Genomic DNA, 20185 nt, shown 5'->3' on the forward strand with positions numbered 1-20185 from the left:
TAAATAAATACAAAAGTTTGAATATGAAAGACTTACAACGGGGCTTTACCATTATTGAGCTGTTGATTACCACAATTGTGCTATCAATCACAGCAACCATGGCTATTCCATCTTTTAAAAATCTTGTTGCGCAATATCGCCTAAATTCAGATGTGCGTGAATTATCAAGCGTGCTGATGATGGCGCGTAATCAAGCAACATTGTTAAGAAAAGATGTGACTGTAGATCTTAAGTCGAATCAATCAGATAGCAGTACAATCTTTCATTGGACACCCAAAGCGCAAAATAAATTGACTTCATCACAAGAAAAAGTCACATTCTGGATGGATGGGGGAATTTCTGACTTTACATCTGACATAAATTTTTCTATTTGTAATAAGGTGTTAGGTGTTTCTAAAACGATAGCAATAACAAGAATGGGAACACAATATTTAAAAGCAGAGGGGACATGCTAATGCGTGCTGCGCAACAGGGGGTAGGAATGATCGAAATTCTAGTTGCCTTATTGGTTTTGGCCATTGGGGTATTGGGGTTTTCATTTTTACAAATGCGCGCAATTGATGCTTCACATGAAGCAATGTCTAAATTACAAGCCATGAATTTAGCGCGTGACTTATCTGAGAAGATACGTGCGAACTCAAATGCTTATACTCAGTATCAAGCCAGAATAAATGCAGAAACACAAACAACTACAGCCAAATCATGTGTGCAAAAAGGAACGACGAATCCATGTGTTCAAGCAGCCGATTTTGCCCATTATGATGCTGCCCAGATAATAAAAAATGCCAATGGTCTTGGTATGAGTATCAAAATGCCGAATTGCCAAGTCAGTAATAATTTGCAATCTCGCCGATGCATTTACGTAGCCTGGGGAAAAACAAAACCTATCGATGATGCTTCTGCAAAAGATGCATGTACCCATGGTGGAAGTTATTTACCAAAAGCGCAATGCATCGTTATGGAGCTTTATTGATGCAGCATCGTAGGTATACACAAAAAGGTTTGACGCTAGTCGAGCTTATGATCGCTTTGGTGCTTGGATTATTGATTACCGCTGCTGCGGTACATCTGTTTTTTACAGGGCAGATGGGATTCACGATGCAGAAAGGGATGTCGGAGGTTCAAGATAACGGCAACTTCGGTCTGCGCTTTCTTACTTATGAAATTCGTAAAGCAAATTATGGTCAAGTAAATATCATAAATGATCGTTTGACGCATGGTGGCATTGTTATCACTTCAGCTCAGTCTCCAGTGGTGCCTACATCTGGTGATTTGGCATTTAATGCGACCAATATTCCCGTCAATATTTCACGAAATATTCCAAATACGGAGGTTGTGCCTGTATCGCAATCTGGTATGCCGAGTAATATAGAGTTGGTTTCCGCTGAATCTTCACAACCTGCTCAAGCGGGAATGAGCGACCAATTGGTCATGCAGTTTTATGCTGATACACAAGGTGTGGATTGTGAAGGTAATAATTACGATGCTGGACGATATATTGTTCAACGTTTTTTTCTACGTAAAGATGCAAATGCAAATATTCAAAAAGAACCACACGATGCATTGGTCTTGGCCTGTGAAGCAGGGTGGTACACGCGTAACAGCACTCAAATTTTAAAAAATTTTAATAATAAAAAGACTGTCTTTGGAACAACGAATGGTGAAATTTTGATGCATCGTGTTGATCACTTTCACTATCTGTTGGGGATTTCTAATGACGATAATACGGCACAGCAAAGATATATAAGTATTGAAGATTATAAAAAGCTCAATGTTTATCCACGTCCACGCATTAATTCAATACAGGTCGGTTTATTAGTAAGGTCATCTGAGAATGTAGGTCAAAATCAAGCAATTTCTCCTCATCAAGAATTTGAAGTTCTTGATCAAAAAGTAAAATTAAAAAAAGCACAAAAAACCGTCGCGACTAAATTTATTCGACAAGTCATTACACAAACGATCGCGATTCGAAATGGTATGAGTGTGATGGATTCAGCGGAGGGCTTATGATTCAACATCAACGTGGTGCAACGCTGATTGTGGTACTGATTATGTTAGTTCTGCTCACCATTATTGGTACTTGGGCGATTCGACAAAGTATGGTGAGTTTGAATATCACCACCAACAGCCAAGCGCAACAATTGTTAATGCAATCTTCCGATACTGTTTTTTATCGATTGGGGCATGGCGGCTATGCTGCCTCCAGTGGTAACCCTCTGAGCTTAATTGGTTACTCGATTCAGAATGAAGGTAACGAAGTCGTATTCTGTTTTAGAAACCAATCCAATAGTGCGATGTTTAATGTTTCCAACAGTAGTGTATTGCGTTGGAATGAAGCAATGAGTGATGTCTCAGTCGATGGTGTTTCTGGGTTTTGTTCCTTATCAAATGATGGGGATTATGCCAGTGCTCGTAAGGCGCAATTAACTCAGGTGTCTGTAATCGTAAGCCCTCCATCAGACAGTGATCATGATATCCCACTTTCAAACGCAAACGTTGGAACTGACACTGAAAGTATAGGACAACCTTCTGATACTAAAAAAATAACAGTCTATTCAACATCGCTCTTACCCGCATTGTCTTCGACAGATTTAACGGATGAAATCCATCTTTGTTTGCGCCGACCACATACAGCACCATTGGTGGGTAATGCACAAACCATTTCGTCCTGTTTAAAGGAAATTGGTGTGCCGTATAACACCCAAATTCAAAGTTACATTTTTGATGCTTATCAGCGCGCTGAATCTTAATGGGGATGTGTTGTGAATAAAAAGATAAAGAATCATTTTACAAAAAAGATGATTGCGCAAAGTATTGCAGTCGTGATGGCATTGGGTGCGATCCCAATGCAAATGAACGCCAGTGATCTACAAATTTATCAAAATCCTGTAGCAAAAAATAATCCGATTATCATGTTGGCGATTGATAACTCGATGAGTATGAGTGCAGTAGATGCAACTTATAAAGGTCAAAGTGTTAGCCGTTTAAATGCCTTAAAAAACTCATTGGTAGATGCCTTAAATGCAAAGGACTTATCAGGAAATTATCGTATTCCAGATAATGTTTATATTGGGGTGTCGGTGTTTACGTCAACGGGTGAAATAGGGACAACAGAAGATTGGTTAAGCTATGGTGAAAATGCTCGTTCATCTAAAATCTTACTAGAAGCAAAACAACTTACACCTGCTCACCGTACGGATTTAATCAATAAAATTAATAGTATTGGAGCCGTAGGTAGTACGCCCACACCACTATTACTCTCAGAAACTTATGCGTATTTACTAGGAAATCGTACCTTTGGGGCTAACCTAAAAGGCATCGATTTACTTCCTTCATCTAAATATTCTAATTATAGCCGTGGTTTATCTGGAGCATCATTTGCGCCAGCGGACATTCGCAAAGCGGATGGTAGTTATAGAGCGCCACTCAACAAGTTGAATAACAGTGATGCCCAATGTAGTACGCAAGGTGTTTTTTTCTTAACAGATGGGGCGCCAGTTGGTTTGAGACCAAAGACGGTACTCCCTGTCATGCAAAATGCGTTGGCAGATGACAGCTTTACTTGTGAAGGCTCGCCCTTAAAAGATGTCTATTACAATTACGGTAATGCCAAAGGTGCCAGTGGTGCCGCGACCTTCAATGGCGAGTTTAAGGAAATGGCGACGCAGCCATATCGTTTTTATGAAGATGATATTGGTAATGCTGTGTCAGCCAATCAAACCACCTGGCAAAACCGTAGTTCATGGGCTTGTGTGGGTAAGATGGTTCAGCGTTTGGCAAATCAAACACAGATGACCAGCGATGCGAATCAGAAGCGTGTTTATACATCTACTGTAGGTTTTGGTCCCTTATTCCAAAAGCATCCACGAGAAACCTGTCGTGATTATGACAATGACGGTCTATACGATCATTGTACTTTTGATAGTAGCTATACAGGTTCTGGAAATGACATTTCCAATAGTATGAATGCTCAAGCATTAAAACAGTTGGGGAATGTGATTGGTAAAGGGGATACCTACGGGACTCGCCAAGAAATTGGGGGGTATACCCAAGCGACTTCTGGTGAAGATATTCAGAATGCATTGAATACCTTCTTGGTTGCCGTCTCTCACGGTAACTTTGAGGCTGCTAGTTTTGGTACTTATGTGGTGCCATTTGACCGTTTATCAACAAGTTCAGCATATCCTTATGTGTTCGCACCGCAGTTTCAACCACAGGTGAGCACAGCAAATTCGGTATTGGCTTCCACACATCAATTATGGTTAGGGAACTTAAAGAAATACAGTATTAACGCTCAAGCTGTGATGATTGATCGTGGGGGGAAAGAGGTACTTGATCGATCAGGTGCAATACGAACCAATACGCATGATTTTTGGAACAATACTGGAATAGATGATGGTTTGAGTGCAATTCAAGGGGGCGTGTTCTCTCGGATTGCCACACCTTCACCACTAGCAGGTGTTACTGCTACAGACAAAATAAAAACGCGCCCTTTATTCACCAATGCAACGATTGCCACAACGGGTGATCAAGCAAAACGATTGGTAGGTTCTGAGAATGGACAACTGACGAAATTAACGACACAGAATGTGCTAGCCGCGACCTATATTGATTCAACCAAGTCGGGGTGGCGACAAAATGTATATCAACCCTATTTACTGTCGGCTTTGGGTTATCGACTTGATAAAAACTACTTAAGTAGCTTACCTGCTGGATACATTTGGAATGATCTAAATAAGGTTAAAGATCTTAAGGTGATGCAGCAAATGGGAGGCGTTGTTCACTCGGAACCATTGTTGGTGACGCTCGAAGCAAAATATAACGCGGGGTCTGGTACCATTTTAGCGAATACCCGTAATGCGACTCATCGAAAAGATTACGTGGTATTTGGGACGATGCAAGGATTATTGCATGTTGTGGATCAAGAAACTGGTGAAGAGGCATTTAGTTTCTTAGCTCATGAAATGGTTCAAGATCCAAGTCGACGAGACGCGTTACTTGAACAGTCCAATACATTATTGTCATCTGCGCATCCTATTTATGGCATGGATGGATCATGGACTTCAGATGTTCAATATAAGATTGATCAGAACAACAATAAGTTTATTGCTGCGAAAGCCAACATTTATGGTGGTATGCGCATGGGTGGGCGTAGTTATTATGCCTTGGATATGAAAAATCCGAACCAACCTGAATTACTTTTCCATGTTGATCCAAGTTCTGGAACGATAAAGAGTAAATCAACATCAGTGAGCGGCACAAATCAATCAGATGCCTTAAAAGCTATGGGATATAGTTGGTCTAAACCTACCATTGCTAAAATTCGTTTTGACGGCAAAGTTAAAACGGTCATGATTGTGGGTGGTGGCTATGATATGGCCTATGAAACGGATGGTTATCAGCCTCAATCTGCATTAACTGGTCAACGAGCTAATCAAGGGGCGGGTGTCTATATTTTTGATGCTGAAACGGGCGAATTATTGTGGAATGCACGCTATGGCAACCAATCGAATCAAACCAGTGTTGATGTTAAGCATGCTGAGATGAAATATAGTGTGGTCAGTCAAATTAAAGCATTTGACCGCAATACGGATGGTTTGATCGATCACCTATATTTTGGTGATTTAGGTGGGCAAGTGTGGCGCGTCGATCTCAATAATCGTCTTGGAACGAATACAACCGCGTTTGGACGAGTGACACGTCTTGCTGATTTTAGTGCGTATCACCAACGTTTTTATGAAATGCCTGCTTTGACCATCCATGATCTGAATGGTGAGCGATTTGGTGCGGTGAGTATTGCGTCAGGAAATCGCAGCTTTCCATTAAATACCAGCAATATTTATGACAATCGAGTCTATGTGTTACATGATTATGACTTGGCACAACCGAATTTGTTTCAAGCGAATTTTGCTAAAACACAAAACCTTACCGAAGCTCATTTAACTGCATGGTCTAATTTATCAGGTACAACAGTGCCACATCTGATGAACCGTAATAAGCGTGGTTGGTTCTATGTGCTGCAACGAACAACGGCTAAAAACGAAACAGCGAATACTGGTACAGTTAAAGCATTAAATGGTTATATTGCGATCGCAAATAGTCCAAGTCATTCAGATTTATATGTGTCTTTATACAATCCAAATGATGCATCGTCACAACAACCGAACCAATGTACTGGGGGCATTAAAGGAGCAAGTCGTACCTTAAAGCTTTGCTTGCCGTATGGTGTTTGTGGAGATGCTGGATCAACGTCTAATCTTCAAAATAAAATTGTGGCAGAAATCTCAGACACTAAGTCTGATGGGATTAGTAAGCTAAACAGCGTACCTATTGTCCAGAATGGTAAAAAGAAAACGACTTTGCTGGGCGGTGGTTATACCAACTACATCACAACCAAAGTGCTGAAAGCTTATAACTGGTTTGAGCGTCAGTAGGTGGTTACCATGAATCAAAAAGGTTTTACGCTGATTGAGTTGATGGTTGTTGTAGTGATAATTGCCATATTGATGACAATCGCAGTGCCATCATACCAAAGTTATTTAAAACGTAATGCTGCTGCACAGGCTCAGCAAGAAGTATCCAAAATTATTGAACAACTAGAACGCTATAAAAGTCGCAGTTTTTCCTATCGAGGTTTTGATGCGAAGTATATTTACGATCAAGATACTTCAATGACGAGTATTTCCCTGCCTGATGCGAAGAAACCAAAATATGTGATTAGTATTGCCGATATCAGTGAAAAAAAACCTAAAACCTTATTAAGTTCAGATCAGGGCTTGGGACGGGCATGGGGGATTCGAGCTGTACCAACGCAGACAGGCTATGATGCGTTTTTGGCGACGAGTCAGGGTATTCGTTGTAAAACAGAATATTTGGTGGAAAATGACTTAAAAGAAGTCAATGCATATACAGGATGTGGTGCAAATGCAAAACAATGGTAATTCAGGATTTACTTTAGTAGAGATTATGATTGCAGTGGTCATCATTGGAATTTTAGCCATGATTGCCTATCCGTCCTACCAAGAATATGTTCGTAAAACTAAACGTGTCGAAGTAAAAACCACATTGGCAGATATTGCAGCTCGACTTCAGCACTATCAGGCTGCGAATTACAGTTATATTAAATCGGATGGCAAAGCAGTCACGTTAGCTGAATTGGGATTTCAGACCAATGCGCAAAATCGAGTTGAAGTTCCGCATTATGATCCTGTCTATACGGTTGGTATATCAGATGTAACCAACAACAGTTGGGTGTTGAGTGCAGTGCCTGTGAGTGGAAAATTGATGCAAACAGATGGTCACTTTGTCATAAATGAAGCCAATGAAAAATGTTGGGTGAAAGCAGCTTCTTGTACGCCTTCTTCAAGTACAAACTGGGATGGAAAATAAATTTAAATTCAAAAATGTGGATAAATAATTTTTGAGCTTTCAATCGGATCAAAGTTCACGTAAAATACTGCCCTCTATGAAAGGGGTTTGAAATGTATCGATGGTCGGTGCAGGGATAATCCGTAAAAACTATAAGGTTCTATCATGGTTGTTATTCGTCTTGCACGCGGTGGTGCTAAAAAACGTCCGTTCTATCAAATCATCGTGACTGATAGCCGTAATGCACGTGACGGTCGTTTCATCGAACGTATCGGTTTCTTCAACCCTACAGCTCAAGGTAAAGCAGAAAAACTTCGTTTAGATGCTGATCGTTTCGCTCACTGGGTTGCTCAAGGTGCTCAACCTTCTGAACGTGTTGCTTCATTAGCTGCTCAAGCTAAAAAAGCTGCAGCTGCTGTTTAATACGGTAGAAGCTAGCCCATGACACCAACACAGAATGTTCCCGAAGATCGTATTCAGATTGGACAGCTACGTTCAGCTTATGGATTAAATGGGTGGCTCTGGGTCTATTCCAATACAGAACCTATGAGCAACATATTTGACTATCTGCCTTGGTACATCGAGACCAAAGCAGGTTGGCAAATTGTAGATGTGAAACGTTGGAAGCCACATGGTAAAGGCTTAGTTGTTTCGCTGAAAGGTGTGAGTGATCGTACTGCAGCAGACAATTTAGTTGGCGCAAATATCTGGATTTCTAAATCGCAACTGCCTCAACCAGGCGTGGACGAGTATTATTGGTCTGATCTAAAGGGTCTAACAGTGTTAGGTCTGGATGATGAAGAGCAAGAAGTCAATCTTGGTCAAATCCACGAATTGTTTGAAACAGGTGCTAACGATGTGATGGTAGTTCGCGCAACTGCTGACAGTGTCGATGGCGAAGAGCGAATGATTCCATGGCATAAAGATGTGGTGCAACGCGTTGATCTCGAAACTGGTCGTATCTATGTCAATTGGGGCGTAGATTACTAATATTTTCGGAAATACGGGAGTCTGCGATGTTTTTTGCAGTCATTACGCTTTTTCCTGAAATGTTTGAAGCGATTACAAGTTTTGGTATTAGCGGTCGCGCAGCGAAACGCGATTTAATGCAAATTCATTGTATTAATCCTCGTGATTTTGCAACAGGGAACTACAAACGAGTGGATGAGCGTCCATTTGGTGGTGGTCCTGGTATGGTGATGATGGCTGAGCCATTGGCAAAAGCAATTCATCGTGCCAAAGAGCTTGCAACGCAAGCAGGTGCTGTTCATGTACCTGTGGTGTATATGTCGCCACAAGGTAAAACCTTAAATGAACCTTCAGTACAAGATTTCGTGCAATATGACGGATTAATTGTATTGTGTGGTCGTTATGAAGGTGTTGATGAGCGTTTGATCCAAAAATATGTTGATCAGGAATGGTCCATAGGGGATTACGTTTTATCTGGGGGAGAACTGCCTGCGATGGTTTTATTGGACAGTATTATTCGGAGACTTCCGGGTGCAATGTCTGATGAACAATCACACGTTCAAGACTCATTTGTAGATGGTTTACTCGACTGTCCGCAATATACAAAGCCTGATCATTTTGAAGGTTTGGATGTGCCTGAGGTACTAAAATCAGGTCATCATGCAAATATTGAAAAATGGCGTTTTTTGCAGCGCTATCAACGAACGCTTGAACGTCGACCTGAATTGGTTGAAAAAGTTGAGTTGACTAAGCAGCAAAAGAAATGGCTCAAAGATTCGCAAAAATAAATCTTTTAGATTTATTTAAGCAAATATGACCTCAAGCATATTGCTTGAAGTATTAAATAGGCTCTTTATGCATTGAAGCGGTCAAGCATGAAGGGAAAGTCAATCGGGTCTATGCGCCTTAGCCTCTAGCCCCAGTGGATATCAGACCTCTTCTGACCCACACATATTGGAGATACCCCATGAGCGGTAAGCATCCTTTAGTACAAGCTGTAGAAAATGCTCAGCTTAAGCAAGACATCCCAGCTTTTGCACCAGGTGACACAGTAGTTGTCCAAGTAAAAGTAAAAGAAGGCGACCGTGAACGTCTACAAGCGTTCGAAGGCGTTGTAATCGCTAAGAAAAACCGTGGTTTGAACTCTGCGTTCACAGTACGTAAAATTTCTAGCGGTGTTGGTGTTGAGCGTGTTTTCCAAACTCATTCACCAATCGTAGCTAAAATCGAAGTTAAACGTCGTGGTGACGTTCGTCGTGCTAAACTTTATTACCTACGTGAACTTTCTGGTAAAGCTGCACGTATTCGTGAAAAGTTACCAGCTCGTAAACAAGGTTAATTTTAGCCTTGCTTCGAAGCAAAAAAATGCGCCTTTTGGCGCATTTTTTTATGATCAAAACTTACAAACCTTGAATCTTCAAACGATTGGCATGTTGTCTAAAGATTGATACTGGATCAGGAGCAAAGAAGCCTTTAAGCCCAAGTATTTGATTGACTTCATCAAAATGATTTAAGTTGTAATTATCACGAATTACTTTACCGTATTTAGCACTACAAATAGGCACGAGACCATCGTGATTGCGTTCATTAGGCATAATCGCTGTCCCTAAGACAACAATTGCGGTATCTAAAATATCGAGAACATTAGTCACCTTTGAAGAACCAATCCAAGAATAATGATATACGCCGTTAGCCGTTTGTGATGAACCGTTAGAATTACAGTCTTTCGGGATCGCAGCAGATGGGAACTTTTGATTAAATTCTAAAGAACCTTTTACAGAAAGATCATACATGGATTGCTCGTAATTAACGCTAAGACTTGGATTACCTTCCATAATTGAAATTGCAGGTGCCAAAATATCACCAATAACTAATTTTGCTACACTATTAAGCACTTTACTATTTACGAAAGTATCTCCTAGGGGAGAGCCCTTAATACTGCCTGCAACAGCAGTTAGAGAAGCAACTTTCTCAGGAGCAATGGCTTCAACGTAACGTACAGTAGGTCCTCCATGACTATGGCCGATCAAATTGACCTTGTCTTTACCCGTAATAGCTAAAGCTGTTTCTACTTGTTGTAACAGTTGCTCACCACGAACCACAGTTGATTCGACAGGAGACATTTGAGCGACAAAAACACGTGCACCATTTCGTGCGAGGTCAGGGGTAATTTGATAGAACTGATCTAAACCGAAATGTTCTGTACCAATGCGGCTAAAACCTAATGCAAAGCCATGGGCCATAACAATAGGGTACTTAGTTTGCGCATAATTGGTATTTACGTATTTAGCTTCGACATCGATCAGGCCGGAAGCATATGTAAGTTGAGATAATCCTACCAGACTTAGCAGAAGTGCTGGGATCATTTTTTTTGTTTTCATGTTTTCTTCCTTAAAAAGACAATATTTATTGTCAAAAAATATTGTAAAGAAAAACTAAACAAAAATAAGATAAATCCGACTAAATATTAATCATTATTAAACTGAAAGAAAGGGTGAAAAGCTCACCCTTTGTGTTTAGGTTTTATAGCCCTTGGAGTTTAAGTCGATTTGCATGCTGACGATAAACATCTACAGCGCTTGGTGCAAAAATGCTTTTTAAACCGAGTAGATGGTTAATTTCATCTAAATGATTCCATTTATAATTATCACGAATGACCTTGCCAAATCGAGCGGAGCAACGTCCTACAATTCCATCTCCATCTTTTTCAGCCAAAAGCGAAGAAGCTAACATGCCATAATCAGATGGATCTAAAGCGGTATTAAATGGAGAGTTACCCATAAATGAATAATAATGAGTATTGTTGACACGATAAGCCCCTTCACCACATTGGGTTGTAGGTACACCATTTGGAAAATTCTGACTAAATTTGAGTGATTCTTTCGTTCCTAAACTTTGTAGGGCTGCTTTAGCATCATAAGGAAAGACTTTTGGATCAAGACCAGATGCGAATGTAATCACTGGCGATACCAGATTGTCAAAAATCGCGCGAGCAGGTGCTTCTAAAATATTACCTACCAGAACACCTTCTAGTATATCAGCCATTCTTGCTCCTTGATTTCCAGAAGCAATTGTCGTAACAGATGCGACATGATCAGGTATAACACCTGCAATATATCGAACAGTCTGACCACCATGACTATGTCCGATTAAATTCACTTTTTGCTTGCCGGTAATGGCAAGTATCTCTTCAACTTGACTCAGTGCTTGTTCGCCTCGCACTTCACTTGAGTTCATCGTTGAAACACGTGTTTGCCAGATGTTTGCACCATTTCGAGCAAGATCAGGAGTGATCTGATAAAAGTAGTCAACACCGACCATACTACCAAAGCCAAATAAGCCATGGGCAAGCACAATAGGGTATTGGGTTTGTGCATAATTTGATTTAGGTGTTTTGACGGTATGGTTAACGGCTAAATCTTTAATTTGCGTTGAGGCTTGTGCAACAGGAAGAAAACATGAACCTATGCATAGGCTCATGACTATTTTTTTTAGTTTCATTTTCGATACTCATTCAGTGATTCGTTTATTTTTATGATTCAGGCGATATCCATCGCCATAATTTAAGATACTAAAATTGTGACTTAAGTCTATAAAAAGAGATAAAGTGCAAATTTATTGATATAAATTGGATGGTTGACTCATTTATAGGATAGATATGTCATGCTAATGAGGCCTATTTAAACAGTCTGGACCCATCTAGAGATGAGTGCAGACAAAAAAATATATTAGAGACCTTGTTGTTTAAGGCGATTTGCATGTTGACGATACATCGAGACTGGATCTGGCGCAAAGACACTTTTTAAACCAAGCACTTGATTGACTTCATCTAGATGATTCCAATTGAGATCATCACGGATGGTTTTACCGAATTTCGCACTACAGCGTGAAACTAGACCATCATTCTCTTGACCACCATCAATTAATAAACTGGTAATTTTTAAAGCTGAGTCTACATCAAGTGGGTTTGTGACCGTTCCGATACCCGTAAAGGAATAGTTATATATTCCTTGTTCACGATATAAACCTTCAGAGCATGAGTTTTGAGGAACACCTATAGGATATTTTTGATTAAATATTGCTGATCCTGCTAAGCTCAAACTATTGGCTCCCGCAAGTGAGTCATGAGGGAAGGATGCTGGATCAAGTCCCTGTGCCCAAATAATAGCTTTAGACAATAGATTGACTACAGCCACAATAGGTGTTTCAAGGATTGGTGCTGTATCACGAATTTTTAATATAAAATCAGACACTGGTGAGCCTTGATGTGGCGCCCCAATCGCTGTCATTGATGCGACTAATTCAGGTCTTACACCTGCGACATATCGAATTGTGGGCCCGCCGTGAGAGTGACCGATTAGATTGACCTTAGGCGATCCAGTGAGTGCAATGACTTCTTCAACTTGATGTAAAAGTTGCTCACCCCGAATTTCTGATGAGTTAAATGGCGATACACGGGAAGCCCATACATTTGCACCGTTACGGGCGAGATCAGGTAAAATTTGATACCAATAATCTACACCGAGTGGATCAGTGCCAATACGGATAAAACCAGACATTCCGTGACTAAATACGATTGGATACTGGGTTTTTGCATAGGTAGTTTGAAATTTTGAAGTCACTTGTTCAGGTGCTGTAGCAGCGTAACTCGTGCCAATTAAACATGCGAAAGAGAGGCATGTCCCCAAAATAAATTTTCTCATCTCTATTCCTTAGATGGATTGAAATACTCGACAATTTCCGTTGTCACAATAAGAGTATAGCGAAGCAAAAGGAAAGAAAAGTGGATTTAAACTTTAGGGAACAATTTTTAAGATAAGCCTCCATAATTTCGTGATGAGCGTATGGAGGCTTGAGAAGATTATAGTCCTTGAAGTTTCAAACGATTTGCGTGTTGTCGATAAACCGATACTGGATCTGCTGCAAAAATGCTAGTCATCCCCATCATTTGATTGACCTCATCTAAATGATTCCAACGGTAATCATCCCGAATCGTTTGTCCGAAGCGAGCACTGCAAACTGGGACTAAACCATCATTTGCACCTTCCTTAGATACAATGAAAGATGCCGCTTGCATTGCATAATCTGATGGATCAAGGGCATTGGTAAACGGTGTATTACCAGTAAATGAATACATACGCATGCCATTGACTTGATATGCACCCTCGCCACATTTTGTGGTTGGTACACCCGCAGGGAAACGTTCTGTAAATGCTAATGAGCCTGCTGTAGATAAACTTTTAGCCGAGGCAAGCGAATCATGTGGCAGGCTTTTCGCATTTAATCCTTGTGCCCAAACAATTGCTCCCGAGACAAAATTCATCGCTGTCGCAAGCACAGTATCAAGTCCTGTTCCTTCTGAACGCAAGATAAAGTCTGCCATAGGTGATCCTTTATTCACACCAGCGACAGTGGTCATGGATGCCACATGTTCAGGAATTGTTCCACCAATATAACGTATTGATGGTCCACCTTGACTATGCCCAATTAAGTTCACTTTTTGTGCACCAGTAATGGCTAAAATATCTTCAACTTGTTGAAGCAATTGCTCTCCACGAATTTCGTTGGAGTTGAATGGAGATACTCGTGTAGGCCAGACATTAGCACCATTACGCGCTAGATCTGGCAGGATTTGGTGCCAATAATCTAAACCAAAGCTCTCTGTACCAAGACGGACAAATCCTGTTAGTCCGTGTGCGAATACGATTGGGTATTTAGTTTTTGCGTAGGTATTGTATTTGCCGAGTGTCGAGGTTACAGGTTTCACTTCCAATGCAGAAGCATTAGATAATTGAGTCGTTAAGCAAGCTGCAGACGTAAGTAGGCACGCCATAATTTTGTTGTATTTCATCATCATCCTCAATTTTTTATTATCAAACCCTAATCCTAGAGTTAAATTGATTATAGTGATGTAAATCACATTTTAAATATCGAATAGATGAATGGTGGGTTTTTAAGGTTAAAAAGCGAGATAGATTTGATCAAAAGACTATCTTGATCAAGATTTTAATCTGCTTTCAAATCCAGTCTAATGAATTTGAAAGCAATCACTCTATTAAAGAGCTAGAGATTTAAAGTCCTTGTAATTTAAGGCGGTTGGCATGCTGTCGATAAACTGCAACTGGGTCAGGAGCAAAAAATCCTTTAATTCCGAACAGCAAGTTCACCTCATCTAAATGATTCCACGGAAAGTCATCACGAATAGTTTTACCAAAATGAGCACTACAAACAGGAACGATGCCATCATTTTTTCCTGCTTTATGAACCGACAAACGGTCAAATAGAACCATGACAGGGTCACCTAGATCCAAGGCATTCGTAAAAGGCTTGTTTCCTGTCATTGAATATAAATGAATTCCTTTTTCTTGATAAGCACCTTCGCCACAGTGGGTTAATGGTAAACCGAGAGGGAATTTTTGATTAAACAAGGCAGTTCCTTCAACAGATGTACTCACACCAGCGGCCATCGCATCATGTGGGAACGTATCAGCAGGAAGACCTTGCGCCCACATAATGACTTTACCAAAAGTGCTGATGAGAACATTCAGTAGCTCTGATGTTCCTGTTTTATCTGCGATTTTTAATACATCTGACGCGATGATTGTACCTTTGTTGGCACCGGCTACAGTCATCACCGATGCAACATGTTCAGGCATTACACCTGCGGCATAACGAACAGAGTTTGCACCATGACTATGACCAATCAGATTGAGTTTGTCAGCACCAGTAATCGCCATGACTTCTTCAAGTTGTTGAACATATTGTTCACCTCGGACTTCAGAAGAATTGAAAGGAGACATCCTAGCCGCCCATGTGTTTGCACCGTTTCTTGCTAGATCAGGTAAAATTTGATACCAGTAATCCATGCCTAGACTTTCAGTGCCCAAACGTATAAATCCAACCATTCCATGAGCGAATACAATAGGATATTTCGTTTTGGCATAATCAGATTTGACACTTGAGACTTTGATCTGTTGAGCTTGAGTAGCATAAGTTGTCGTAGATGTTAGACATAGCGCTGTCACCAGCGAGCCTAGAATGTGTTTTATTTTCATTATTATTCCTAGTTTTTTAGTGAATCTATGATGTTCTTCCAGATGAACATACAGAAGACCTTAAAAGATGTTATTGAATGCAACAAGATACAAAAAATGCCAATTTAGCTTGCCGAATTAACATATAAAAAGCAAAAAAGAATCAAAAGTTGAAATAATTAAAGGATTTAATCATTAGCAAATGTGTTCAAAAAGCATTATTTAAATTTGGTCGAGAGTCGCTGATGGTCGGAAAAGCTATTCTGATGAATAGCTTTCCATTTGACTGCGCTATTTTGTGCGTCTAGAGTCCTGTCAGTTTCAAACGATTGGCATGTTGGCGATAAAGTGAAATAGGATCTGGGGCAAATAAACCTCTGAGACCGAACATCATATTAGCTAAATCGGTATGATTTAGTTTGTAATCATCACGAATCACACGTCCAATATGCGTGCTACAGCGCCCAACCATGCCATCATTATCTTTATTGCCATACGCTAAAGGCCCGAGCTGCATTAAAATGGTATCGATATCTAAGAGGTTGGTGGTTTGTGCAACACCAGTCCAAGAATAATAAAAGATTCCGTTGTCCATTGGGCTGCCTAAACGAGTACAACTTGACGCGAGAGCTTTTGTTGGAAAACGTTCATTAAATGCAGCAGAGCCTGTTTCAGTTAATGATTTCATCGAAGCATCAAAGCTGATCGGCATATCAGGACGACCTTGTGCATAAGCAATTAATGGGGGAATGATGTAATCCCCTAAAATATTAAATATTGTTCGAGTTGCTTCATTATTTTGAATTTTATCTGCGACCATAGAACCTCTGAAAGTCCCTCCTACACCAGTAACAGAAGCAACATAGTCGGGTTTTACTGCTGCAACATAACGTACAGTCGGTCCGCCGTGCGAATGACCAATCAGATTGACCTTTTTCTGCCCAGTGATCGCAATTACTTCTTCGACCTGAGAAATTAATTGTTCTCCTCGAAATTCAGTCGTATGAGCAGGTGAGAGTTGTGCTGCAAAAACGCGTGCACCATTGCGCGATAGATCAGGTAAGATTTGATACCAATAGTCAATATTGAATGTTTCATTGCCTATGCGAGACCAGCCTAACCAACCGTGTGTCATCACAATAGGATATTTGGTTTTTGCGTAACTACCGATCTTTGTCTCATTTACTTCGAGTAATCCCGGACCTGCGTGGGCAGTGAATGAGCTTGATAAGCATAGCGTTGTGACGAATGCTAACGTCGTAGGTATCAATTTAAGTTTTAAGTTTTTCATCGTTCTTCCCTGTGAATGAATGTGTTCCTTGAAAAGATTAATCGGCAAAAGGAAGTTGACCGCCTTGATCATGAACTTGCTCGAATGTTTCTACCCGAAGTTGCTCTTGTGAATTATTAAAATGTTGGGAACGGAGGCGTTGTACAGCTTCCTGCTTTGCACTAGGGCTCATATTACTTTTTACAATGCTGTCACGTTCAGATAAATATTGATTGACCTTGCTTTTCCAATTTGAGCGCTGTCCATCAAGATTTTCTAGACGTTGTGTTGCTTCAGGACCCACTAAGCTGAGACGCATTTGACGAATTTCTTCTGCACTACCACCACGAGCTTTAATTTCTGCAGTTAATTGACGAAGATCTTCGAGTTGAGAAAGTTGTTTTAAATTTTCTTTCCAATCTTCAGGTAGATCATTGAACAGATCTTTTAATTTATCGGCTTTTTGTTTTTCCGATAAATTTTTATCTTCCATGACACTCATGCGAGCCAAGGTATAATCATGATATTCATCTTCTATACCAAATAAACCTTCAATTTCATAGTCTGAAAAAAATTGTTTACGCAATGATTTCATCTGATTAAAAATAGCTTTGTAATACTGCGCACTTTCTTTGTCATGGTTTGGTGGTGTTAGGTCACCCATTTTTTCACGATATTGAACATAGCGTGACCATAAATCTGTCAGTTGACCTAGTAATGGTTCTTGATAGGTGCTTTGAGCAAATTTAATAAAATCAGCCTTGATTTGCGGAATCTCTTTTTCGCCGTATTGGGTAATAAAAAACTCAAAACAGTTCTTAGTATTTTCATTCACAATCAAACGGTTGGCGTTATCGGTTTGGATTTGACAATTGATTTGAATATCTTGCTGACTTTTACTTGCAAAGCTAGAACCATTCACGGTTGTACTTTGTTGTAGCGCCATATTTTCTGATTGAATTTCGGCATCTTGTGCTGCTCGTTGTGAGTTTTCAGCAGATTCAGCTGAGTCAGGTTTCAACCATTGAAAGAGAAGGAATAAAACGATCAGACACGCCAGAATCAGCAGTGTAATTTTCAATTTAGCTTTTGAATTCATTTCACATCCTATGAAATCATTTAGTTATTATTAATGGTGTAGAATAATTTGCCACAAATGTCACATTTTATGCATAAAAATTTAATCAATATTCGATAAATGGATTTGATAAAATAGCAGTATTTTACTGATCTGAATATTATCTAATGTCTGCTAAATCTCCAAAAATTACTCGACGTCATATAAGTGGTGTATTTCTACTCAACAAACCTTTGGGGATTAGCTCAAATGCAGCATTGCAAAAAGTGCGTTGGCTCTATCGTGCTGAAAAAGGTGGTCATACTGGCGCTTTAGATCCATTAGCATCAGGCTTACTCCCGATTTGCTTAGGTGAAGCGACCAAGTTTTCACACTTTTTACTGGAATCTACTAAACGTTATCAAACGACGATTCAATTGGGAAATAGTACAACTACAGGTGATGTCGAGGGTGAAGTTTTGCTCGAGGCACAACCGATTGAACTTAACGAAGATAAAATTCAAAGCGTGATTCAGCAATTCGTTGGAGACATTCAACAAGTTCCTCCAATGTATTCTGCTTTAAAGAAAGAAGGTCGTCCTTTGTATGAGCTGGCGCGTAAAGGAATTGAAATCGAACGTGAGGCTCGTCCAATTCATATTTTCGCGATTGAACTGATGTCTTTCACTCAAGATTCAATTACTTTGGATGTGACATGCTCAAAAGGAACGTATATCCGAGTATTGGGAGAGGATATTGCTAAAGCTTTAGGAAGTTATGGGCACTTAACATATTTACATCGTATTCAAACTGGACATTTTGGTATTGTGCCAGAGTACACCATTGAATACTTAGAAAGTCTAACTGAACAACAACGTGAAGCATTGTTGTTACCTGCTTATGCGCCTGTGGATCATTTTCCAAAAGTTCAAGTACCAGAAGGTCGTGCAGAATATTTTTGTCGTGGGATGGAAAGCAATATTGATCATCCTGCCGAATCTCAAGTCCTCGTTTTTGACGAAAAAAAGTGTTTAGGTTTAGCTGAAATTACTGATAAAAAACGTCTAGTTCCTAAACGTGTATTAAATTTATAAGCGAACTCAATTATGGAATTAGACATCATCCTCAGCCTGATTTTTTTTGCATTTTGCGCAGGCGCAATTGATGCAGCAGTCGGTGGTGGTGGTCTCATTCAGATTCCAGCATTGATGAGTGCTTTTCCTCATATGGCGCCAGCAACATTATTTGGCACCAATAAGCTAGCTGCGGTTGTTGGAACAGCAACATCTGCGTGGACTTTCGCTAAAAAAGTTAAGTTTGAATGGAAGTTATTACTGGTGGTGGCGATATGTGCTGCCATCAGTTCTTTTGCGGGAGCTGCCAGTGTTTCCATGATTCCGAAATCAATCTTGCAGCCCTTTGTCTTGGTGATGCTGATTGTGATGGCAATTTACACATTGTCAAAGAAGGAGTTTGGACAGGTTCATATTGCACAAACGGTAAACACTAAAATTCTGATCTTGGCTGGAATAGGAAGTTTGGCGATTGGGTTTTATGACGGATTATTCGGTCCGGGAACAGGAAGTTTTTTTATTTTTTATTTTATTCGATATTTACAAGTCGATTTTTTGCATGCAGCAGCTTTGGCCAAGATTGGTAATGTGATGACCAATTTAGCCGCTCTTACATTCTTTATTCCTGCAGGCCATATTTTATTTGCAGTGGGTGCTATGATGGCTGTTGCTAATATGATTGGTTCGATTGTGGGGGTGAAATTGGCGCTTAAATACGGTAGCGGTTTTATTCGTATTCTGTTTTTAATTCTGGTATCTATTTTAATTGTTCGATTAAGTTATCAGATGTTCTTAATGTAAACCATTCTCAACATTAAACTTTTTTATACAAATCACTTCTTAAACCTATCTCTAAGTTATCGCCTAAGCTCTTATAGTAAGTTGAGTGTTTTGAAGACCATTCAAGTTTTTCTTTTTTCAAATCATATTTATAAGACAGGATAACAAGATGAATATTTTTGAAGCTTTACGTGAAAGTCATGATGTTCAACGTGAACTTGCTGAGAAGTTGGTTCAAACTTCAGGGGATACGCCAGAACGCCGAACATTATTTGAACAGCTAAAAAATGAATTGTTTGCTCATGCAGTGGCAGAAGACCGATACTTCTATATTCCACTGATGATGACCGATTCAGGTTTGAATATTACGCGTCATGCATTGGCTGAACATCATGAAATGGACGAATTACTTGAGCAACTCACAGAAACTGAATTCAGTAATCCAGGATGGCTAGCCATCGCAAAAAAATTGTCAGAAACCGTGCATCATCATCTTGAAGAAGAAGAGCATGGTTTTTTTCAGCAAGCAGGAAAAATTCTAGAGGATAAACAAAAAGAGAGTTTGGCTAAAAAATATCAAACTGAATATAAGAAATATAAGAAATTAGATAAAGACAGCTTGGTTTAATCCCAT

At 39.9% G+C, this 20185-nt stretch carries 21 protein-coding genes; 14 read left to right on the forward strand and 7 right to left on the reverse strand.

Annotation, left to right across the window (positions count from 1 at the left end):
• The first annotated feature begins 23 nt into the window (after nucleotides 1-23).
• From AC1M9A_RS08810 to rplS, 11 genes are all read left to right on the forward strand, one after another.
• Nucleotides 24-455 carry a pilus assembly FimT family protein gene (locus AC1M9A_RS08810; RefSeq protein WP_481587375.1) on the forward strand — a complete coding sequence of 144 codons (432 nt, stop codon included), beginning with the start codon at nucleotides 24-26 and terminating at the stop codon, nucleotides 453-455.
• Entirely contained in the window at nucleotides 455-973 is a 519-nt protein-coding gene (pilV, locus tag AC1M9A_RS08815; RefSeq protein WP_228143086.1) for a type IV pilus modification protein PilV, read from the forward strand. The genes AC1M9A_RS08810 and pilV overlap by 1 nt, the downstream gene beginning before the upstream one ends.
• Entirely contained in the window at nucleotides 973-2010 is a 1038-nt protein-coding gene (locus tag AC1M9A_RS08820; RefSeq protein WP_481610046.1) for a PilW family protein, read from the forward strand. The genes pilV and AC1M9A_RS08820 overlap by 1 nt, the downstream gene beginning before the upstream one ends.
• Nucleotides 2007-2750, forward strand: coding sequence for a pilus assembly protein PilX (locus AC1M9A_RS08825; RefSeq protein ID WP_481607267.1), 744 nt, complete (start codon nucleotides 2007-2009; stop codon nucleotides 2748-2750). Before AC1M9A_RS08820 ends, AC1M9A_RS08825 begins: the two co-directional genes overlap by 4 nt.
• Nucleotides 2751-2762: 12 nt before the next feature.
• Nucleotides 2763-6434: a PilC/PilY family type IV pilus protein gene (locus AC1M9A_RS08830; protein ID WP_481610047.1), complete on the forward strand. Its 3672-nt coding sequence runs from the start codon at nucleotides 2763-2765 to the stop codon at nucleotides 6432-6434.
• A gap of 9 nt (nucleotides 6435-6443) precedes the next feature.
• On the forward strand, nucleotides 6444-6941 hold the full coding sequence (locus AC1M9A_RS08835; protein WP_481610048.1) for a type IV pilin protein: 498 nt from the start codon (nucleotides 6444-6446) through the stop codon (nucleotides 6939-6941).
• Nucleotides 6925-7389, forward strand: coding sequence for a type IV pilin protein (locus tag AC1M9A_RS08840; RefSeq protein WP_481610049.1), 465 nt, complete (start codon nucleotides 6925-6927; stop codon nucleotides 7387-7389). The genes AC1M9A_RS08835 and AC1M9A_RS08840 overlap by 17 nt, the downstream gene beginning before the upstream one ends.
• Before the next feature lie 144 nt (nucleotides 7390-7533).
• Nucleotides 7534-7791 carry a 30S ribosomal protein S16 gene (gene rpsP, locus AC1M9A_RS08845; protein WP_035264308.1) on the forward strand — a complete coding sequence of 86 codons (258 nt, stop codon included), beginning with the start codon at nucleotides 7534-7536 and terminating at the stop codon, nucleotides 7789-7791.
• Between the two features lie 18 nt (nucleotides 7792-7809).
• Nucleotides 7810-8358 carry a ribosome maturation factor RimM gene (gene rimM, locus AC1M9A_RS08850; RefSeq protein WP_035264305.1) on the forward strand — a complete coding sequence of 183 codons (549 nt, stop codon included), beginning with the start codon at nucleotides 7810-7812 and terminating at the stop codon, nucleotides 8356-8358.
• A gap of 26 nt (nucleotides 8359-8384) precedes the next feature.
• Nucleotides 8385-9125, forward strand: coding sequence for a tRNA (guanosine(37)-N1)-methyltransferase TrmD (trmD, locus tag AC1M9A_RS08855; protein ID WP_092766672.1), 741 nt, complete (start codon nucleotides 8385-8387; stop codon nucleotides 9123-9125).
• A 179-nt stretch (nucleotides 9126-9304) separates the two neighbouring features.
• Complete coding sequence (rplS, locus tag AC1M9A_RS08860) at nucleotides 9305-9676, forward strand: 50S ribosomal protein L19 (RefSeq protein WP_004787066.1); 372 nt, start codon at nucleotides 9305-9307, stop codon at nucleotides 9674-9676.
• Nucleotides 9677-9737: 61 nt separating this feature from the next.
• On the opposite strand, the gene AC1M9A_RS08865 is transcribed toward rplS, so the two are convergent.
• The 7 genes from AC1M9A_RS08865 to AC1M9A_RS08895 all read right to left on the reverse strand — a co-directional run bounded on the left by AC1M9A_RS08865 (nucleotide 9738) and on the right by AC1M9A_RS08895 (nucleotide 17740).
• Nucleotides 9738-10718 carry a lipase family alpha/beta hydrolase gene (locus AC1M9A_RS08865; RefSeq protein ID WP_481587371.1) on the reverse strand — a complete coding sequence of 327 codons (981 nt, stop codon included), beginning with the start codon at nucleotides 10716-10718 and terminating at the stop codon, nucleotides 9738-9740.
• Nucleotides 10719-10860: 142 nt separating this feature from the next.
• Nucleotides 10861-11838 (reverse strand): lipase family alpha/beta hydrolase, encoded by a 978-nt coding sequence (locus AC1M9A_RS08870; protein WP_481590092.1) that lies wholly within the window; start codon nucleotides 11836-11838, stop codon nucleotides 10861-10863.
• A gap of 227 nt (nucleotides 11839-12065) precedes the next feature.
• Nucleotides 12066-13040: an esterase/lipase family protein gene (locus AC1M9A_RS08875; RefSeq protein ID WP_035264290.1), complete on the reverse strand. Its 975-nt coding sequence runs from the start codon at nucleotides 13038-13040 to the stop codon at nucleotides 12066-12068.
• A gap of 158 nt (nucleotides 13041-13198) precedes the next feature.
• Nucleotides 13199-14188 carry a lipase family alpha/beta hydrolase gene (locus AC1M9A_RS08880; RefSeq protein ID WP_081403225.1) on the reverse strand — a complete coding sequence of 330 codons (990 nt, stop codon included), beginning with the start codon at nucleotides 14186-14188 and terminating at the stop codon, nucleotides 13199-13201.
• A gap of 220 nt (nucleotides 14189-14408) precedes the next feature.
• Nucleotides 14409-15392, reverse strand: coding sequence for an esterase/lipase family protein (locus AC1M9A_RS08885; RefSeq protein ID WP_481610050.1), 984 nt, complete (start codon nucleotides 15390-15392; stop codon nucleotides 14409-14411).
• Between the two features lie 283 nt (nucleotides 15393-15675).
• A complete protein-coding gene (locus AC1M9A_RS08890) occupies nucleotides 15676-16662 on the reverse strand; it encodes an esterase/lipase family protein (RefSeq protein WP_481610051.1) in 987 nt (328 codons plus the stop codon).
• Nucleotides 16663-16699: 37 nt separating this feature from the next.
• Nucleotides 16700-17740: a lipase secretion chaperone gene (locus tag AC1M9A_RS08895; RefSeq protein WP_481610052.1), complete on the reverse strand. Its 1041-nt coding sequence runs from the start codon at nucleotides 17738-17740 to the stop codon at nucleotides 16700-16702.
• Nucleotides 17741-17886: 146 nt separating this feature from the next.
• Here AC1M9A_RS08895 and truB point away from each other — a divergent pair, with 146 nt between their 5' ends.
• The 3 genes from truB to AC1M9A_RS08910 all read left to right on the forward strand — a co-directional run bounded on the left by truB (nucleotide 17887) and on the right by AC1M9A_RS08910 (nucleotide 20179).
• Nucleotides 17887-18792, forward strand: coding sequence for a tRNA pseudouridine(55) synthase TruB (gene truB, locus AC1M9A_RS08900; RefSeq protein WP_481593377.1), 906 nt, complete (start codon nucleotides 17887-17889; stop codon nucleotides 18790-18792).
• Between the two features lie 12 nt (nucleotides 18793-18804).
• Nucleotides 18805-19572, forward strand: coding sequence for a sulfite exporter TauE/SafE family protein (locus AC1M9A_RS08905; protein WP_092766679.1), 768 nt, complete (start codon nucleotides 18805-18807; stop codon nucleotides 19570-19572).
• Between the two features lie 148 nt (nucleotides 19573-19720).
• The gene (locus AC1M9A_RS08910) at nucleotides 19721-20179 is read left to right on the forward strand and encodes a hemerythrin domain-containing protein (RefSeq protein WP_035264279.1); all 459 of its coding nucleotides are present in this window, start codon (nucleotides 19721-19723) and stop codon (nucleotides 20177-20179) included.
• Nucleotides 20180-20185 lie beyond the last annotated feature (6 nt).

This window comes from Acinetobacter sp. ANC_7634, from assembly GCF_056779875.1.

Coding starts and splice junctions, on each gene's coding strand:
- AC1M9A_RS08810 (WP_481587375.1), top strand. CDS start 24: ATGAAAGACTTACAACGGGGCTTTACCATTATTGAGCTGTTGATTACC.
- pilV (WP_228143086.1), top strand. CDS start 455: ATGCGTGCTGCGCAACAGGGGGTAGGAATGATCGAAATTCTAGTTGCC.
- AC1M9A_RS08820 (WP_481610046.1), top strand. CDS start 973: ATGCAGCATCGTAGGTATACACAAAAAGGTTTGACGCTAGTCGAGCTT.
- AC1M9A_RS08825 (WP_481607267.1), top strand. CDS start 2,007: ATGATTCAACATCAACGTGGTGCAACGCTGATTGTGGTACTGATTATG.
- AC1M9A_RS08835 (WP_481610048.1), top strand. CDS start 6,444: ATGAATCAAAAAGGTTTTACGCTGATTGAGTTGATGGTTGTTGTAGTG.
- AC1M9A_RS08840 (WP_481610049.1), top strand. CDS start 6,925: ATGCAAAACAATGGTAATTCAGGATTTACTTTAGTAGAGATTATGATT.
- rpsP (WP_035264308.1), top strand. CDS start 7,534: ATGGTTGTTATTCGTCTTGCACGCGGTGGTGCTAAAAAACGTCCGTTC.
- rimM (WP_035264305.1), top strand. CDS start 7,810: ATGACACCAACACAGAATGTTCCCGAAGATCGTATTCAGATTGGACAG.
- trmD (WP_092766672.1), top strand. CDS start 8,385: ATGTTTTTTGCAGTCATTACGCTTTTTCCTGAAATGTTTGAAGCGATT.
- rplS (WP_004787066.1), top strand. CDS start 9,305: ATGAGCGGTAAGCATCCTTTAGTACAAGCTGTAGAAAATGCTCAGCTT.
- AC1M9A_RS08865 (WP_481587371.1), bottom strand. CDS start 10,718: ATGAAAACAAAAAAAATGATCCCAGCACTTCTGCTAAGTCTGGTAGGA.
- AC1M9A_RS08870 (WP_481590092.1), bottom strand. CDS start 11,838: ATGAAACTAAAAAAAATAGTCATGAGCCTATGCATAGGTTCATGTTTT.
- AC1M9A_RS08875 (WP_035264290.1), bottom strand. CDS start 13,040: ATGAGAAAATTTATTTTGGGGACATGCCTCTCTTTCGCATGTTTAATT.
- AC1M9A_RS08880 (WP_081403225.1), bottom strand. CDS start 14,188: ATGAAATACAACAAAATTATGGCGTGCCTACTTACGTCTGCAGCTTGC.
- AC1M9A_RS08885 (WP_481610050.1), bottom strand. CDS start 15,392: ATGAAAATAAAACACATTCTAGGCTCGCTGGTGACAGCGCTATGTCTA.
- AC1M9A_RS08890 (WP_481610051.1), bottom strand. CDS start 16,662: ATGAAAAACTTAAAACTTAAATTGATACCTACGACGTTAGCATTCGTC.
- AC1M9A_RS08895 (WP_481610052.1), bottom strand. CDS start 17,740: ATGAATTCAAAAGCTAAATTGAAAATTACACTGCTGATTCTGGCGTGT.
- truB (WP_481593377.1), top strand. CDS start 17,887: ATGTCTGCTAAATCTCCAAAAATTACTCGACGTCATATAAGTGGTGTA.
- AC1M9A_RS08905 (WP_092766679.1), top strand. CDS start 18,805: ATGGAATTAGACATCATCCTCAGCCTGATTTTTTTTGCATTTTGCGCA.
- AC1M9A_RS08910 (WP_035264279.1), top strand. CDS start 19,721: ATGAATATTTTTGAAGCTTTACGTGAAAGTCATGATGTTCAACGTGAA.